Origin of the sequence: Massilia jejuensis, from assembly GCF_042656795.1 — a bacterium.
Classification (GTDB): Bacteria; Pseudomonadota; Gammaproteobacteria; order Burkholderiales; family Burkholderiaceae_D; genus Telluria; species Telluria jejuensis.
On record NZ_JBHSMS010000080.1, the window covers coordinates 1 to 14,981 of the forward strand.

11 protein-coding genes are annotated in these 14,981 nt (G+C 64.8%); 7 read left to right on the plus strand and 4 right to left on the minus strand.

Annotated elements, in window-relative coordinates; all coding sequences use genetic code 11:
* Positions 1-1,384 precede the first annotated feature (1,384 nt).
* A complete protein-coding gene (locus ACFPOU_RS22630; protein ID WP_379726969.1) occupies positions 1,385-3,745 on the plus strand; it encodes a galactose oxidase early set domain-containing protein in 2,361 nt (786 codons plus the stop codon).
* Between the two features lie 156 nt (positions 3,746-3,901).
* Here ACFPOU_RS22630 and ACFPOU_RS22635 read toward each other — a convergent pair whose 3' ends face one another.
* Positions 3,902-5,467, minus strand: a complete 1,566-nt coding sequence (locus ACFPOU_RS22635; RefSeq protein WP_379726972.1) for a methyl-accepting chemotaxis protein — start codon at positions 5,465-5,467, stop codon at positions 3,902-3,904.
* Between the two features lie 203 nt (positions 5,468-5,670).
* Between ACFPOU_RS22635 and ACFPOU_RS22640 the strand changes: the two genes are divergently transcribed.
* The 6 genes from ACFPOU_RS22640 to ACFPOU_RS22665 all read left to right on the plus strand — a co-directional run bounded on the left by ACFPOU_RS22640 (position 5,671) and on the right by ACFPOU_RS22665 (position 12,655).
* Complete coding sequence (locus ACFPOU_RS22640; RefSeq protein ID WP_379726976.1) at positions 5,671-6,555, plus strand: dienelactone hydrolase family protein; 885 nt, start codon at positions 5,671-5,673, stop codon at positions 6,553-6,555.
* A 122-nt stretch (positions 6,556-6,677) separates the two neighbouring features.
* Positions 6,678-7,421 carry a ZIP family metal transporter gene (locus ACFPOU_RS22645; RefSeq protein WP_379727159.1) on the plus strand — a complete coding sequence of 248 codons (744 nt, stop codon included), beginning with the start codon at positions 6,678-6,680 and terminating at the stop codon, positions 7,419-7,421.
* 142 nt (positions 7,422-7,563) lie between these two features.
* Positions 7,564-9,669 carry a TonB-dependent receptor domain-containing protein gene (locus ACFPOU_RS22650; protein WP_379726979.1) on the plus strand — a complete coding sequence of 702 codons (2,106 nt, stop codon included), beginning with the start codon at positions 7,564-7,566 and terminating at the stop codon, positions 9,667-9,669.
* Between the two features lies 1 nt (position 9,670).
* Complete coding sequence (locus ACFPOU_RS22655; protein ID WP_379726982.1) at positions 9,671-10,051, plus strand: MerC domain-containing protein; 381 nt, start codon at positions 9,671-9,673, stop codon at positions 10,049-10,051.
* A 209-nt stretch (positions 10,052-10,260) separates the two neighbouring features.
* A complete protein-coding gene (locus tag ACFPOU_RS22660; protein ID WP_379727162.1) occupies positions 10,261-11,271 on the plus strand; it encodes an asparaginase in 1,011 nt (336 codons plus the stop codon).
* A gap of 283 nt (positions 11,272-11,554) precedes the next feature.
* On the plus strand, positions 11,555-12,655 hold the full coding sequence (locus ACFPOU_RS22665) for an NADH:flavin oxidoreductase/NADH oxidase (protein ID WP_379726985.1): 1,101 nt from the start codon (positions 11,555-11,557) through the stop codon (positions 12,653-12,655).
* 39 nt (positions 12,656-12,694) lie between these two features.
* On the opposite strand, the gene ACFPOU_RS22670 is transcribed toward ACFPOU_RS22665, so the two are convergent.
* From ACFPOU_RS22670 to ACFPOU_RS22680, 3 genes are read right to left on the minus strand one after another with little or no spacing between them, the layout of a single operon-like run.
* Positions 12,695-13,063, minus strand: coding sequence for a Fur family transcriptional regulator (locus ACFPOU_RS22670; RefSeq protein ID WP_379726988.1), 369 nt, complete (start codon positions 13,061-13,063; stop codon positions 12,695-12,697).
* Between the two features lie 24 nt (positions 13,064-13,087).
* A complete protein-coding gene (locus tag ACFPOU_RS22675) occupies positions 13,088-13,945 on the minus strand; it encodes a sulfurtransferase (RefSeq protein WP_379726991.1) in 858 nt (285 codons plus the stop codon).
* An 8-nt stretch (positions 13,946-13,953) separates the two neighbouring features.
* Positions 13,954-14,877: a DMT family transporter gene (locus tag ACFPOU_RS22680; protein WP_379726994.1), complete on the minus strand. Its 924-nt coding sequence runs from the start codon at positions 14,875-14,877 to the stop codon at positions 13,954-13,956.
* Positions 14,878-14,981 lie beyond the last annotated feature (104 nt).

The following is a 14,981-nucleotide window of genomic DNA, read 5'->3' on the forward strand; positions in this document are numbered from 1 at the left end:
GTAGTGTGGAAACTCCAGTTTGGCACTTACGTGCCCTCAGGGGGAGGAGGAGTCCATCCCATTGCAATGGGTCGGGACCTGCCGTACACTAGTTGGCCGCAGTCAACCTTCACTTTTGAACAACTATGCATGTGCGACCTGTGTCCGATCTTCTTCACTCGATGCACTGAAATGCGTCAGGCCGTCGCTCGCGACCCTAAATGGAGTACTGGAAGAGGAATAGAAGTTCCGATACTTTTGTCTTGATGCCGACTGGCCGGTAAATTCATGGATCGGCTCGAAGCGCGATGCCCAAGGCCAGGAACTCATCACCCGCAACTTCCCGGAAGGGCTGGGTACGCTTGAGATGCTCTGCATTTACGAAGTTGTCGACGGACGCATCCAGCGCGCTTCGTTCGCTTCTGGGGCGAAGACCCTCCTCGCGCCGAGGCCCGCTTGAGTCAGCAGATTTCTGAAGCCGTGCGGCTACGAACCCTCACGAGGCCATTGCGGTCGTCCTACGCAATTACAAGGACCTGTTCGGTCACGTAAGAAGTTAGAAGCGCTCGATAGGCCGTCCAGCATCTCATCGTTGGACCAAACCTTCCCGAGGCGCAATCGGATTTGCTTAGTCTGGCTGAACATCTCCTTCGTCACGATCCCTGGAAAGGCATCTTCAATCCTGATTCACTTTATCCGCGTCGTTCGGGCGCTTGGAGCTTCTCAGCCGCTGCGCGCTGCGATTGAAGATAAGCGTTCCTGCGTGATGCAGGCGCCGGATAAAGCATGCTGCAGCAAACGCGTCTTGTGGCGGCTCAATATTCCTTAAGTATCGGAATCCTGTTGTAAATACACAAATCAAAAAAATCTATAGCAAAAAAAGCACTAGTTGCCATGGTAACTGCTTAAACTATGTAGGAGTTATCCTATCAAGGCCTGAGCAGATGGTAATGCTGCTTGTTCCTGATGGTAACGGATTCCCCTGAAGAATTTTCTGGCAGCCAGCCTTGGCTTCAGCATGCGCGGGTGTTTTCAATCAAAGCGGTTTTGCAGGACACGCTCGCGCTGCAGCCAGTTTTTCAAACAGCAAGTAGCTCACGGTTCACCGACTCCCCGGGAGGATGATGATGCGCAGTTACGTGCACTTCAAGGTTGTTCCAGCCTTCACCTTTCCCTCCATTTCCTCACGACGACCCTAGTTTTTCCGCCAGTCCTGGTTCATGTGTCCGCGTTCAATGGGCAACGCACGGGCAGCGCGTCGCCTGACTGTTTCTGCTAGCACCTGCGGATGCATGTGCTGTTCACGCTTACAGAGGAGGTCACAATGCAGTCCACAAGAAAGCAAGTGCAAGCCGCATTCCGAACATTCACTCGGCCCGGTGCCGCGCTGCTCGGGGCGGCTGTAATGTTCGTGCCAATCTGGGTGGTGGCTCATGACGACCCGGTTATCCGGGAAGTCTTCGTCGACCCCGGTGAGGTCTGTTTCAACCCGGCGTATTGCGGAAAGGTCGGACCACTGATTCCTACGCACGTCACCGCCACCCATTCGGCTTTTACCTGGAAGTATGGCGCTGACACGCCGAAAGTCCTGTCGTTCTTCCGTTTCCCGGATATGCAGGCGAATGACGTGGTACTCACGGAGCGTCTGGCCCGGTTGATCCACGAAGCCGTTCCTCCCTTCACGCAGCGTGCGTTCAACGATCCCTCGAATAATTTCAACGCAGCGTACAACCGCGGCTTCATCCGGGTGATGTACGGCGACTACAACATCGTGCAGGGGCTCAGCCAGAGCGTTCCCACCCGTATTCGCGCCAACCAGAACATCGAATTGTCCCAGCTGTGGAACTGGGGCCACGGCGATGCCTTCGCGGTGCTAGGCAGCGGGAAGATTGCGGTTGCCAATCTGACGGAAGCCGATTTCGCGCGGAACGCGCCTGCGTTTTCGGCTGCCGGGTATTCCCGAGGGCTGCGCTACAACCTGTACTGCACCGGGCATTCGGCCCTGGAGGACGGGCGGATCGTCTACGCCGGTGGCCATGACATGAACAGCAACAACGGCCTGTACAAGATCAACGTCTGGAATCCCGAGACGGAAGACTGGGCCCCGCGAGCCCAGTCCTGCCAGCGGGCAGTCTGGGAGACGAAGACGCCGGAGGAGTGGGAGAGCTGGGCGCTCAATCCTGTCAACGCCGGACAGTACGCGCCGGGCTGTCCGGACCCGCACACGACGCTGGCGAACTATCCGTTCGGCCCGACCGTGACACAGCCGGCAGACAGGTCCGACATGCGCTATGCGCGGTGGTATCCAACAGCGGTGACACTGCCCAACAATCGGGTACTGGTGTTCAACGGCACCGACAGCCGCGAGGACATGCGCGAGACGCCTGGCACGGTCATTGATGCCACCACTGGTGACCTGCGCCTGCCCACCTACGCTTCTTCAGACAGGGAGCTGAAGGCGTCCACCATCAACCAGGCCGTGCCGGAAATCTACGACCCGGCCACGGATCGAACCGTGGCACTGGAGAACGCGCGCATGTTGCACCCGTTTTATTCGCATGCGTTTCCCGTCCATACCGGTCCCGGGCCGAACGACTGGAAGCTGTTCGTCACCAATGGCGAGGCACCTTCGTCGGTGTGCCAACGCGCGGAAGCAGGGGAGCTCGGCAGCTTTCGCTGCGATCCAACCCCGGAGCGCTGGGGCAAGGGCGTGCACCCGGCACAGAAGTACGAGATGTCAGGGCGGCCCCTCAGCGGGAAATCGTGGTTCCTCGACGTGAATGGTGCGCTGGATGACCCAGGCAGGAATGTGCCGGGCGAAAAGTTTTACACGTATGTGGATACCGCAAAAAATGAAGCGGGCACAGAAGTTAGCACGGCCCCATACTTCCCCACTGTGCAGATCAAAGTGCTGGGAACGAACGGCCGGTTGTCCTCGCACAAGGTCGTTTCCTTCGGTGCGATGGACAGGGGTGGGACCATTTACGGCACGGTAAACATGATCGAACTGATGAGCGCCAAGCCAAGGTGGATTGCGCAGGAGCCGCTGTACCAGCCTGCCCGATTCGCCCACGCGGTCGTGCTTCCTGACGGCACAGTCTTTGTCTCCGACGGGAAGGCACCAGGAGCGACCTACGAGCAGCGAAACAGCCTCTACTTCCAGATCTTCGACCCTGCAACCTCCCGCTTCAAGCGGCCGCCAGCCAGCACCGATCAGCGACTGGCGAAGACGACTGTCCCGCGCGGCATCCATGCCAACGTGATCATTGGACCAGATGCGAGGCCTGTGATCATGGGTCACGACCGCCCCGACCTCGTGCTCCCGGGGGACATTGCATGGCCTTCGGGAGACCCCGATCTGGGGGTGCCGAACGCGCAGGTCTACGATCCGCCGTACCTGTTTAAGAACGACAGGACACCAGCCGTGCGCCCGACGCTTGCCGCTGTGCCAAAATCGATCCGCTACCAGCAATCGTTCAGCGTGGAGGTGAATAGCGCGGCGGGCATCAAGTCGGTGTCGATGATTCGCACTGGTGCGACAACGCACAGCCTCACGCCGGATTGGGACTACGTGAAGCTGCCGTTCGTGGTCAATGCAGCGCAGAAGAGCGAAGGCGCGGGGGCGGCGAAGCTGACCATCCTTCCGCCATCGTTTCCAGCCCAGGCAATCGCCGGCGACTGGATGCTCTTCGTCGTCGACAAGAACGGCGTTCCCAGCGTGGGGCGCCATGTGCGTCTGAAGCGGCAGCCGGCCTTGCCTCTTTGACTACCTCCCTCGGTACCCTGAAGGCGGCGCTCGCCGTCTTCAGTGGTGCAATATGAATTTCTCTTCGTGCCTGATGTTCATTTTTTTGCGGGCAACCCTACCCGGCCTGCATGGTATCGTGCCGCGCTGAAGCGTACGAGGTGTGCGCGCCGGCGGTCAGCGGCTCAGTTTGAATACCTGCACCACGCCCGACAACTCGTCGGCGCGGCGGTGCAGGTTCTCGGCCGCGGCGGCCGCTTCCTCGACCAGCGCGGCGTTTTGCTGGGTCATGCCGTCGAGGTGGCCGATCGACCCGTTCAGTTCTTCGATGCTCAGGCTCTGCGCGCGGCTGTCGTCGCGCATCTCGGCCATGATGCCGGCCACGCTGCGCACCGATTCCAGCAAACTCGTCATGGCGGTGCCGGCCTGGTCGGCCAGCTTGCTGCCGCCGTCGACTTCAACCACCGAGGCCTTGATCACGCTGCCGATATCGCGCGCGGCGGCGGCGCTGCGCTGGGCCAGCGCGCGCACTTCCGAGGCCACCACGGCAAAGCCGCGGCCGTGTTCGCCGGCGCGCGCCGCTTCGACCGCCGCATTCAGGGCCAGCAGGTTGGTCTGGAAGGCGATCGCCTCGATGGTGCCGATCATGTCGGCCATCTTCGAGGACGCCTCGCGGATCGTGCCCATCTTGCCGACCACTTCGGCGACCGCCTTGCCGCCGGCGGCCGCTTCGTCCGAGGCCGAGGTCGACAGGGCGGTGACGTGGGCCGAGCGCTCGCTGTTGGCGCGCATGGCCGCCACGATCGTTTCGACGTTCGAGGCGATTTCCTCGAGCGCGCCGGCCTGGGTTTCGGTGCGCGAAGCGAGATCGGCATTGCCGGTGGCGATTTCGCTGGTGGCGACGGCGATGCTGTCGGAGCCGCCGCGCACCTTGCCGACGATATCGGCCAGGCCCTGGCTGACGCCGTTAATCGCCTGCATCAGCTGGCCGATCTCGTCGCGCCGCGCCACGTGCATCTGCGTGGACAGGTCGCCCTGGGCCAGCTTTTGCGCCGCTTCGCGCGCCACCACCAGGGGCCGGGTCACCATGCGCCGCACGGACTGGTCGATCACGACCCCGAGCGCAAGCAGGGGCCACAGCATGGCGAGCAGGTAGTTCAGGCGCAGCCCCGCCAGCTCGGGCGCCGGCGCCTGCGCCGTCACCGCCCAGATGCCGGCCGTGCCGGCGCTGCCGGCTACCGCGACGGCAATGAGCGCAAGCTTGAGCGAGATCGGCATCTGGCGCTGGCTGCCGACGTCGATGCCGACAAACAGCACGCCGATGATGGCGCCGCCGCTGTCGAAGATCGGATCGTAATGGGTCATGTACTGCTTGCCGAACAGCGTGGCATAGCCGACATAGGGGCGCCCGGCGAGCAATTCCTGGTAGCCGGGATGGGCGCGGTCGAGCGGCGTGCCGAGCGGGCGCTCGCCGTTCGGGCGCTTGACCGAGGTGGTCACGCGCACGAAATCCTGCGCCATGCGCACGAAGAAGGTGGAGGTCGCGCCGGTGGCCTTCTGGAAGGCGTCCGGCAGCGAGAAGTCCAGGTTCAGCACCGCGCCGCCGCTCCTGAGCACCGGGGTGGGCATGCCGTTGATGGCGACGCTGGCCGCGTGATCGATCGTGATCGAGCCGGGCAACAAGGCATGCAGTTGGGTCGCCAGCGCATTGATCTGCGCCTTCAGCGGTTTGAACATCGTCATGCTGTCTCCTGAACGTTATCGCCTGATTGGCCAGGCTTTTATGCGTCTGATCTTACCGTATGTAACGCTGTATTGCTATGAATCAACCGCCATGTGGTAGGCATGACACGCCCGCGTGGACAAGGCGCTCTTCCGTTCCCATGCGCAAGCGCCGATGTCGCTGTAAGATAGACATCCTGATAACCACCGACGGAGGGATGCACATGAAGGATCTCGTACAGGACGGCGACAGCCTGGTTGGCGCCAGCGGTTTCGAAGACGGTGTCGACCGCCGGGTATTCCTCAAGGCGGCGCTCGGGACGGGTTTTGCGGCCGCGGTGCTGCCGGTCGAGGCGCAAACCCTCGTCAAGACCGACACCGCGGGCCTGTCGGCGGGCGAGCACGTCATCGTCATCGACGGCCAGGACGTGCCGGTCTACCGCGCCCAGCCCGAGGGCAAGCCTAATGCGCCGGTGATCCTGGTCGTTTCCGAGATCTTCGGCGTGCACGAGCACATCAAGGATGTGGCGCGCCGCTTCGCGAAACAAGGCTACATGGCGCTCGCGCCGGACCTGTTCGTGCGCGCGGGCGACGCCGCCAGGGAGCCGAACATTGCCGACCTGATGAAAAACATCGTCGGCAAGACCCCGGACGCGCAGGTCATGTCGGACCTCGATACCGTCGTCACCTGGGCCAGGCAGCGCGGTGGCGACACCGCCAGGCTCGGCATCACCGGGTTCTGCTGGGGCGGGCGCATCACCTGGCTGTACGCGGCGCACAACCCGCAGGTCAAGGCCGGCGTGGCCTGGTACGGACGCCTGGTGGGCGAGCCGACCGCCAATTCGCCGAAGCATCCGATCGATATCGCGCAGAACCTCAAGACGCCGGTGCTTGGCCTCTACGGCGCCAAGGACACCGGCATCCCGCTCGACTCGGTGGAGAAGATGCGCGCCGCGCTGGACAAGGGAAACAGCGGGTCCGCCTTCCACGTCTATCCGAATTCCGGTCATGCCTTCCATGCCGATTACCGTCCGAGTTTCAACGAGCCCGACGCCAGGGATGGCTGGCGCCGCGCACTGGACTGGTTCAGGAAGCACGGCGTCGCCTAAGCTTCCGCCGAAGCGACGCAAGCGGGCTGGGCACTGTACAATGCCCGGCTTGCCACGCCCAGCAAGTCCAGAACAAGAGGCTTCACATCGACCCGATTCTCATCTCCATACTGCTGGCGACCCTGATCGCCGGCGTCATCAGTATCTCGGCCGCGGCGCTATTTTCGTTCACGCTGCTCTCCAAAATGGTGGAGCGCCTGGTGAGCCTGTCGGTCGGCATCATGCTCTCGACTTCGCTGCTGCATGCGCTGCCGGAAGCCTTCGAATCGGGCGCCGATACGCACAAGCTGTTCGCGACCCTGCTCGCCGGCTTGCTCGCCTTCTTCCTGCTCGAAAAGCTCGCGCTGCTGCGCCATTCGCACCACCACGAGGGCGACGGCCACCACCACGCCCACGGACACGATGCGCGCGAGGCGGGGAAATCGGGCTGGATGATCCTGATCGGCGACGGCATGCACAACTTCACGGACGGTATCCTGATCGCGGCGGCCTTCCTCGCCAACCCGGAGCTGGGGATCGTCACCGCGCTGGCGATCGTCGCGCACGAGATCCCGACCGAGATCGGCGATTTCATCGTCCTGCTCAATGCCGGTTTCTCGCGCATGCGCGCCTATGTGTTCAACCTGCTGTGCAGCCTGCTGTCGGTCGCGGGGGGCTTGCTGGGGTATTACACGCTCGACCGGGCCAGCGGCCTGATCCCGTATGTGCTGGTGTTCGCCTCGTCGGGCTTCATCTACATCGCGGTGAGCGATTTGATGCCGCAGATGCAGAGGAAGGCGACGGTGAAGGAGTCGATTCCGCAGGTGCTGCTGGTCGGCCTCGGGGTGGCGATCGTGCTGTTCCTGACAGGGCGCTGGGCGACCTGAGCCGGCCCGGCGCCGGCCATGCCACACCGCATTCGTTACATCCCGCAGGTTGAGCTTTTAATGATAATGATTTATCATTAGCGAAAGGGGCGAGCCGATCCGTTCGCCTGTGCTCGATCGTCTATCTGAAAGGAAGCAGTCCATGTCCGACCTCACCTGTCACCGTACCCCGCTCGCCCTGGCGGTCCTGCTCGCCTTCGGCGCGCCGCTCGGCGCCCATGCCCAGACCGGCGCGGCCGACGCTGCCGACCGCCTGCATGCCGATCCGGACACGATCCCGACGGTGGTGGTCTCGGCCAGCGCCCTGGACGTGCTGGGCGACGACATGATCACGCCGGTGACCTCGCTCGGCGGCGGCGCCCTGGTGCGCGCCCGCGAATCGACCCTGGGCGAGACCCTGGCCAACCAGCCGGGCATCAGCTCGAGCCACTTCGGCGCCGGCGCCAGCCGCCCGGTGATCCGCGGCATGGACGGCCCGCGCGTGAAAATCCTGGCGGACGGTGCGGAAGTCCAGGACGCGTCCACCATCAGCCCGGACCATGCCGTCGGCTTCGAGCCGGTGCTGGCCGAGCGCATCGAAGTACTGCGCGGTCCGTCGGCGCTGGCCTATGGCGGCGGCGCGGTGGGCGGCGTCGTCAATATCCTCGACCGCAAGATCCCGACCGCGATGCCGGAGAAGCCCGTGGAAGGCAGCGCCGAACTGCGCGCCAACTCGGCCGCGCGCGAAAAGACCGGCGCCTTCGAACTCACTGGCGGCGCCGGCAACGTCGCCCTCCACGTCGAGGGTGTGAAGCGCAATGCCGACGCCTACCGCGTGGGCGAGGGCTGGAGCGAAGGCACGAGGGTGGCCGGCAGCTTCAAGGATACGGAGGCGGGCACGGTCGGCCTGTCGTGGATCGGCGCGCGCGGCTACCTGGGCGCGGCCTACACCAAGGAACGCAACCAATACGGCATCCCCGGCCACCCGCACGAATTCGGCGACTGCCATCCGGACGGCGCGCGCCTGCATTGCGGCGGGCACGACGAGCATGAGGGCGAGGAGGGCGGCGAACACGAAGAGGATCACGGCGCCGGGGACGTGCCGGTGGTAAAGCTCGACAGCGACCGCTGGGACCTGCGCGGCGAGTACCGCAATCCGCTGGCCGGCTTCGCGAAAGCCCGCCTGCGCGCCTCCTTCACCGACTACCGCCACGACGAACTGGAAGACGGCGCGGTCGCCACCAGCTTCTTCAGCAAGGCCCACGATGCGCGGGTCGAACTCGAACACGTGCCGGCCGGCGGCTGGCGCGGCGTCGTCGGCCTGCAGACCACGCGGCGCGACTTCAGTACCGACGGCGAAGAGGCCTACGTGCCGCCGACGGTCACGAGCAGGCAGGCGCTGTTCGCCACCGAGGAATACAAGACGGGCGACTGGCGTTTCGAAGCCGGCCTGCGCCACGAGCGCCAGAAGGTCGATGTCGACAGCGCGACGCAGCGCGACAGCAAGTCCAGCGGCACCTCGCTCGCCGCCGGCGCCGTCTGGAAGTTCGCGCCGGCGTACTCGCTGCGCGCCTCGGCCGCCCGCAGCCACCGCCTGCCCAGCGCCGAGGAACTGTATGCCGGCGGCGTGCACCTGGCGACGGCTACCTACGAGATCGGCAACCAGGACCTGGACAAGGAAACCTCGAACAACCTCGATCTCACGCTGCGCAAGTTCTCCGGCACCACGACCTTCTCGCTGAGCGCCTTCCGTAATCGCGTCGACGACTATATCTACGCCCGTACCCTGGACAGCTTCGAGGATTTCCGGCTGGTCGAATACGCCCAGCGCGATGCCGTCTTCACGGGCCTGGAAGGCGAAGTGCGCCACAAGTTCTCGCCGCACTTCGACGCCACCGTGTTCGGCGACCTGGTGCGTGCCCGCTTCGATGGCGCGGACGGCGACGGTAACCGCAACATCCCGCGCATCCCGGCGCACCGCATCGGCGTGCGCCTGAACGCGGACTGGCAGGGCTGGCACGGCATGGTCGAGCTGTCGCGGGTGGGCACGCAGGACAAGGTGGCGGATTTCGAAAGTCAGACCGGCGGCTATACCATGCTCAACCTCGGCACCCACTACACGACCCGCATCGGCGGCGTGCCGGCCCAGCTCTACGCGCGCATCAACAACGTGCTCGACGAACTGGCCTTCAGCCATACCTCCTTCATCAAGGCCGCCGCGCCGCTGCCGGGCCGTAACCTGACGGCGGGCCTGCGCTTCGTTTTCTGAAGTGAAAAAGCTGATCCGGTTTGCCGACTATGCCGGCATCGCCGCATCCATGCTGTGCCTGGCGCACTGCCTGGCCATGCCACTGCTGCTGGCCGTGTTTCCGCTGCTGGGGATGCAGGGCGAACGCCACGACCTGCATGACGTGCTGCTGCTGGGTGTAACCGCACCGGTGCTGCTGGCGCTGGTGCCGGGATGGCTGGCGCACCGCGACCCGGCCCCGCTGCTGCTGGGACTGGCGGGCCTGGGGGTCTTGCTGGTGGCGGTGCTGTACGTCGGACCCGCTTTCGGACAGGGCGCGGAGACGGCGCCGGCTGTACTCAGCAGCGTGCTGCTGATCGCGGCGCACCGGAAGAATCACCGCTTCTGCAAGGCCTGTTGCTAGGAGCGCCGGATACAGGTGCTGGACGGCCGCCGCCAGGGGGAAAGCGGGCTGGGACCCGGGGCCGACCCCCGGTGCAGTGGCGCCATATGGCTGCGTGATACGATCATTACTGCAACTTTCCATTGCAAGCAAAAACTGCATCCTCTTTTACTGCGAAAAATTTGGGAGATAAAGTGAGATTCACGCAAACGGTATTGAGCATGGCGTTGATGACGGCGTCTGCAGCCTTCGCGCAAAGCAAGCCAGTGGTCCAGTTCCTCGCCACCGGCGGCACGATCGCTATGAAAATCGATCCGGTAAAAAACGCGCCGGTGCCGGCAATCTCAGGCGACGACCTGCTGGCCACTGTTCCGGATATCGGCAAGTACGCCACGATTGAAGTCAATAACCTGTCGAATGTGCCGTCCGACTACATGGACCCGCCGCGCTGGATCCAGCTGACCAAGGCGGTGCAAGCGGCGCTGAAGCGGCCGGAAGTGTCCGGCGTGATCGTCTCGCACGGGACCGACACCCTGGAGGAAACGGCTTATTGGCTGGATCTGACGGTCGGTTCCAGCAAACCCATCGTGCTGATCGGCGCCCAGCGCAATGCCTCTTCCCCGGACTTCGACGGCCCGCGCAACCTGCTCAATGCGGCGCGCATCGCCGTCGACCCGCAATCAAGGGAAAAGGGCGTCATGCTTGCCATGAACAACCAGATCAATGCCGCACGCTACGTGACTAAAACTCACACCGGCAACGTGGAAACCTTCAACTCGGGCGACTTTGGCTTCATTGGCGAGGTGTACCCGGATCGCGTCGTCTATGCCAACGGGCCGCTGCGCCGCCAGCATATCGCGATCAAGACCGAAACGATGCCGATGGTGGAAATCGTGCCGATGTACGGCGGCGCCGATGGCATGGCCCTGCGAAGCGCTGTTGATCGCGGCGCCAAAGGCATCGTGGTCCAAGCCCTTGGCATGGGCAACATGAATGCGCCGATGTACGAAGCCGTCAAGTATGCGCTGTCCAGGAACGTGCCGGTGGTCGTATCGACCCGCGTGCACAATGGCCGCGTCTTGCCAAATTACGGCTTTGTCGGCGGAGGCAAAACGACGTTCGATGCCGGCGCGGTCATGGCTGACGATTTGAAACCGGCCAAGGCCCGCATTCTGTTGATGTTGCTGTTGCAAAGCGGCGTTACAGGCCAGGCCGACCTCCAGGCCGCTTTCAGCAAGTAGGCCGGAGTCCGGGCACGGGCAGCAGGGCGATGAAATAAGCGCTTCTTTCTTGCTCGTGCTTCGAATCTTGGGATGCTGCCGATCGTTTCGAATGAGACTTCGGTCGATTTGCGCGCTCCGGCGCTTCGCCCGGAGCCGTGCGACGCGCGCTCGGCACGGACCGCACGGCACGGCCCGCAAAATGCCGGGCTCGCCGGCACGTTTCCGCCCCTTCTTCTATACTGGCCGGCCCGCCGCGGCGCAGACCGCGGCTTGACCTTCATGTTCTGAACCCGAAAGATTTATGTCAGCCTTATTTACACCGTTTACACTGAAAGACGTCACCCTGCGCAACCGCATCGCGGTGCCGCCGATGTGCCAGTACACCGCCAACGATGGCTTCGTCAACGAATGGCACCAGACGCATTACGCCGGCATGGCCCGCGGCGGCGCCGGCCTGGTGATCGTGGAAGCGACCGCGGTCTCGCCGGAAGGCCGTATCACGCCGGGCTGCGCGGGCCTGTGGAACGATGCACAGGTCGAGGGCATGGCCCACATCGCCACCCGCATCAAGGCCGCCGGCGCGGTCGCCGGCATCCAGATCGGCCACGCCGGCCGCAAGGCCAGCGCCAACCGGCCCTGGGAGGGCGACGACCACATTCCGTCGGAAGATGCCTACGGTTGGGACACCATCGCCCCGTCGGCGATTGCCTTCGGCGCGAACCTGCCGAAAGTGCCGAAGGAAATGACCCTCGATGACATCGCCCGCGTCAAGGCCAGTTTCGTCGAAGCGGCCCGTCGCGCGCGCGCTGCCGGCTTCGAATGGCTCGAGCTGCACTTCGCCCACGGTTACCTGGGCCAGAGCTTCTTTTCGCCGCATGCCAACAGGCGCACCGACCAGTACGGCGGCGATTTCAGCGGCCGCGGCCGCTTCCTGCTCGAGACCCTGGAGGCCGTGCGCGAAGTCTGGCCGGCGAACCTGCCGCTCACCGCGCGCCTCGGCGTCATCGAATACGATGGCCGGGACGAAGACACCCTGAACGAGTCGATCGAGCTGATTCGCATGATGCGCCAGCGCGGCCTGGACATGCTGAGCGTCAGCATCAACTTCACCATTCCGGACGTGAATATTCCCTGGGGTCCGGCCTTCCTGGGCCCGGTGGCGAAGCGCGTGCGTGAGCAAGCCGGCATTCCGGTCGCGTCGGCGTGGGGCTTCGACGGGCCGCACCTGGCCGAACGCGCGGTGGCAGAGGGACAGCTGGACCTGGTCATGGTGGGCCGCGCCCACCTGGCCAATCCGCATTACCCGCTGCAGGCGGCCAGGGAGCTGGGTGTGGAGCGTCCGACCTGGGTGTTGCCGGCGCCATATGCGCACTGGCTCGAGCGTTACAGCATGCAGAAGTAAAACCCGTTCCGGCCGGGAGGAGGCAATGCTTCCGGCCGCTCAGCGGCAGTGGCTGCAGACCCCGTACAGGGTCAGTTCGTGCGACTCGAGCAGGAAGCCCTCGGGCGTGAGCTTCTGCATGTCGCCAGGGCAGGCGTGCACCTCGTAGACGCGGTCGCAGCTGCGGCAGTGGAAGTGGTGGTGGTGGCCGTGGCCGGCCAGTTCGTAGCGGTCGCAGCCGCCCGGCAGCGAGACCGCCGTGATGTCGCCCGCTTCCAGCATGGCCTTGAGGTTGCGGTAGATGGTGGCCATGCCGATGCCCGGCACCACGCCTTGCGCGTGTTCCAGGAGTTCCTGCGGGGAGAGCGGGCGGCCGGCATCGGCGATGCACTGCTGGATGGCCGTGCGCTGCTTGGTAGTGCGTTCCATGCGTTTGTCTTTCGTTTTCTTTCCTCAGGCCGCGCCCTTGGCCACCGGCCGCGCCGGGTCGCTGCTCCACTCGCTCCACGAACCCGGATACAGGGCAGCGCCCGGCATCCCGGCCACCTCCAATGCCAGCAGGTTGTGGCAAGCCGTCACCCCCGAGCCGCACTGCATGATCGCGTCCTGCGGGTCCCTGACCAGCGCTTCGAATTCCTCGCGCAACTGCGCCGGCGCTTTGAAGCGGCCGTCGTCACGCAGGTTGTCCTTGAAGAAGCGGTTCTTCGCGCCGGGGATGTGGCCGCCCACCGGATCGACGGTCTCGTTCTCGCCGCGAAAACGGTCGGCGGCGCGGGCGTCGACCACGGTCTTTCGCCCGTTCTCGATATTGTCCAGCACCTCGCGCACCGTCACCGTCGGCACGAACGGGGCGCGCACGGCGATCGTGCCGGCCCTGCGCGGCTCCGGCGGGTCCGACGATAGCGGCAGGCCCAGCGCCTGCCAGGCCGGCAAGCCGCCATCGAGCACGGCCGACGCCTCGTGCCCGATCCAGCGCAGCAGCCACCACAAACGCGCCGCGAACATGCCGCCGTGGGCGTCGTAGGCCACCACCTGCGTGCCGTCGTCGACGCCCCAGCGCCGCAGCACGGCCACCAGCGCTTCCTTCTCCGGCAGCGGATGACGGCCACGAAAGGCGCCGTCCTGCGCATGCCTGGCGCCCGAGAGTTCGCTCTCCATATCCGCGAACACGGCGTGCGGCAGGTGGCCGGCCGCATAGGCTTCGCGCCCGAAGGCGAGGTTCGCCAGGTCGTGGCGGCAGTCGACGATCGCCCAACCGGGGTCGTCGATGCGCGCGGCCAGGTCGGCGGCGCTGATCAAGGTCGTGTACATGGGGTTCCTCACAGTTCGCTTGCGATCGGGTCGGTCTTTTCCAGCGCGGCGCCTTTCGCCGTCTTTCTCGTATTGTAGAACGTCGCCGCCATGCCCGACGCCAGGATCACGCCGATGCCGAGCCAGACATGCCAGCCGAAGCGGTCGCCCCAGAGCGCCAGGCCCCACAGGCTGGAGAACACGATACCGGTGTACTGCAGGTTCGCCACCACCAGCACCTTGCCGACCCGGTAGGCGCGCGTCATCGCCATCTGCGCCACCAGGGCGGCCGCGCCGATCCCCAGCAGGAGCAGGGCGCCGCGCGCGGTATGGCCATGGAAGGGCAGGCCCGACGGCTGGCCGTCGCCGGCGAGCACGCCGGCCAGTCCCGCCAGCATGGTGGTGAGCGAAAAATAGAACACGACGCGGTACTCGGGCTCGCCCATCTGGCCCAGTTTGCGCACCTGCATGTAGGCCATCGCCGAGACCACCGACGAACACAGGCCGGCCAGGCCGCCGAGCCACTGGTTCGATTCGACCGCCGGCTGCAGTACCAGCGTCACGCCGAAGAAGCTGGCGCCCACGGCCAGCACCAGCGGCCATTCGACGGTACTGGCGCGCGACCACCAGCCGGCCACGAACAGGCCGGCGGCCATCCAGATCGGCGCCATGTAGTTCAGCGTCATGGCCGTGGCCAGGGGCAGCTTGCCGATGGCGAAGAACCAGAGCCAGAGCGACGTCACGCCCACCAGGCTGCGCCACAGGTGCTGTTGCGGAAAGCGCGTGCGGAAGCTGGCGCCGCGGTGGCGCACGATGGCGTACAGGATCACCGAGCCGATCAGGCCGCGATAGAACAGCAGTTCGGAAGTGGTGTAGAACCCGGAAGCGAGCTTGACGCCGGCGCCCATGGCGGCAAAGGCGAAGCTGGCGAACAGCATCCAAAGTGAAGGCATGACGGTCCTGGGTGACAAAAACTGGGTAGACGATACAGCAGCTCGCGGCGCCTCGCTGGCGCCGGGCTCGCCAGGGAAGGCGAGCGGGGGGCGGGAACATGGCG

Bases quoted from the DNA above. Each gene is read 5' to 3' on its own strand.
- ACFPOU_RS22630 (WP_379726969.1), top strand. From the start codon at position 1,385: ATGTTCGTGCCAATCTGGGTGGTGGCTCATGACGACCCGGTTATCCGG.
- ACFPOU_RS22635 (WP_379726972.1), bottom strand. From the start codon at position 5,467: ATGACGATGTTCAAACCGCTGAAGGCGCAGATCAATGCGCTGGCGACC.
- ACFPOU_RS22640 (WP_379726976.1), top strand. From the start codon at position 5,671: ATGAAGGATCTCGTACAGGACGGCGACAGCCTGGTTGGCGCCAGCGGT.
- ACFPOU_RS22650 (WP_379726979.1), top strand. From the start codon at position 7,564: ATGTCCGACCTCACCTGTCACCGTACCCCGCTCGCCCTGGCGGTCCTG.
- ACFPOU_RS22660 (WP_379727162.1), top strand. From the start codon at position 10,261: ATGACGGCGTCTGCAGCCTTCGCGCAAAGCAAGCCAGTGGTCCAGTTC.
- ACFPOU_RS22665 (WP_379726985.1), top strand. From the start codon at position 11,555: ATGTCAGCCTTATTTACACCGTTTACACTGAAAGACGTCACCCTGCGC.
- ACFPOU_RS22670 (WP_379726988.1), bottom strand. From the start codon at position 13,063: ATGGAACGCACTACCAAGCAGCGCACGGCCATCCAGCAGTGCATCGCC.
- ACFPOU_RS22675 (WP_379726991.1), bottom strand. From the start codon at position 13,945: ATGTACACGACCTTGATCAGCGCCGCCGACCTGGCCGCGCGCATCGAC.
- ACFPOU_RS22680 (WP_379726994.1), bottom strand. From the start codon at position 14,877: ATGCCTTCACTTTGGATGCTGTTCGCCAGCTTCGCCTTTGCCGCCATG.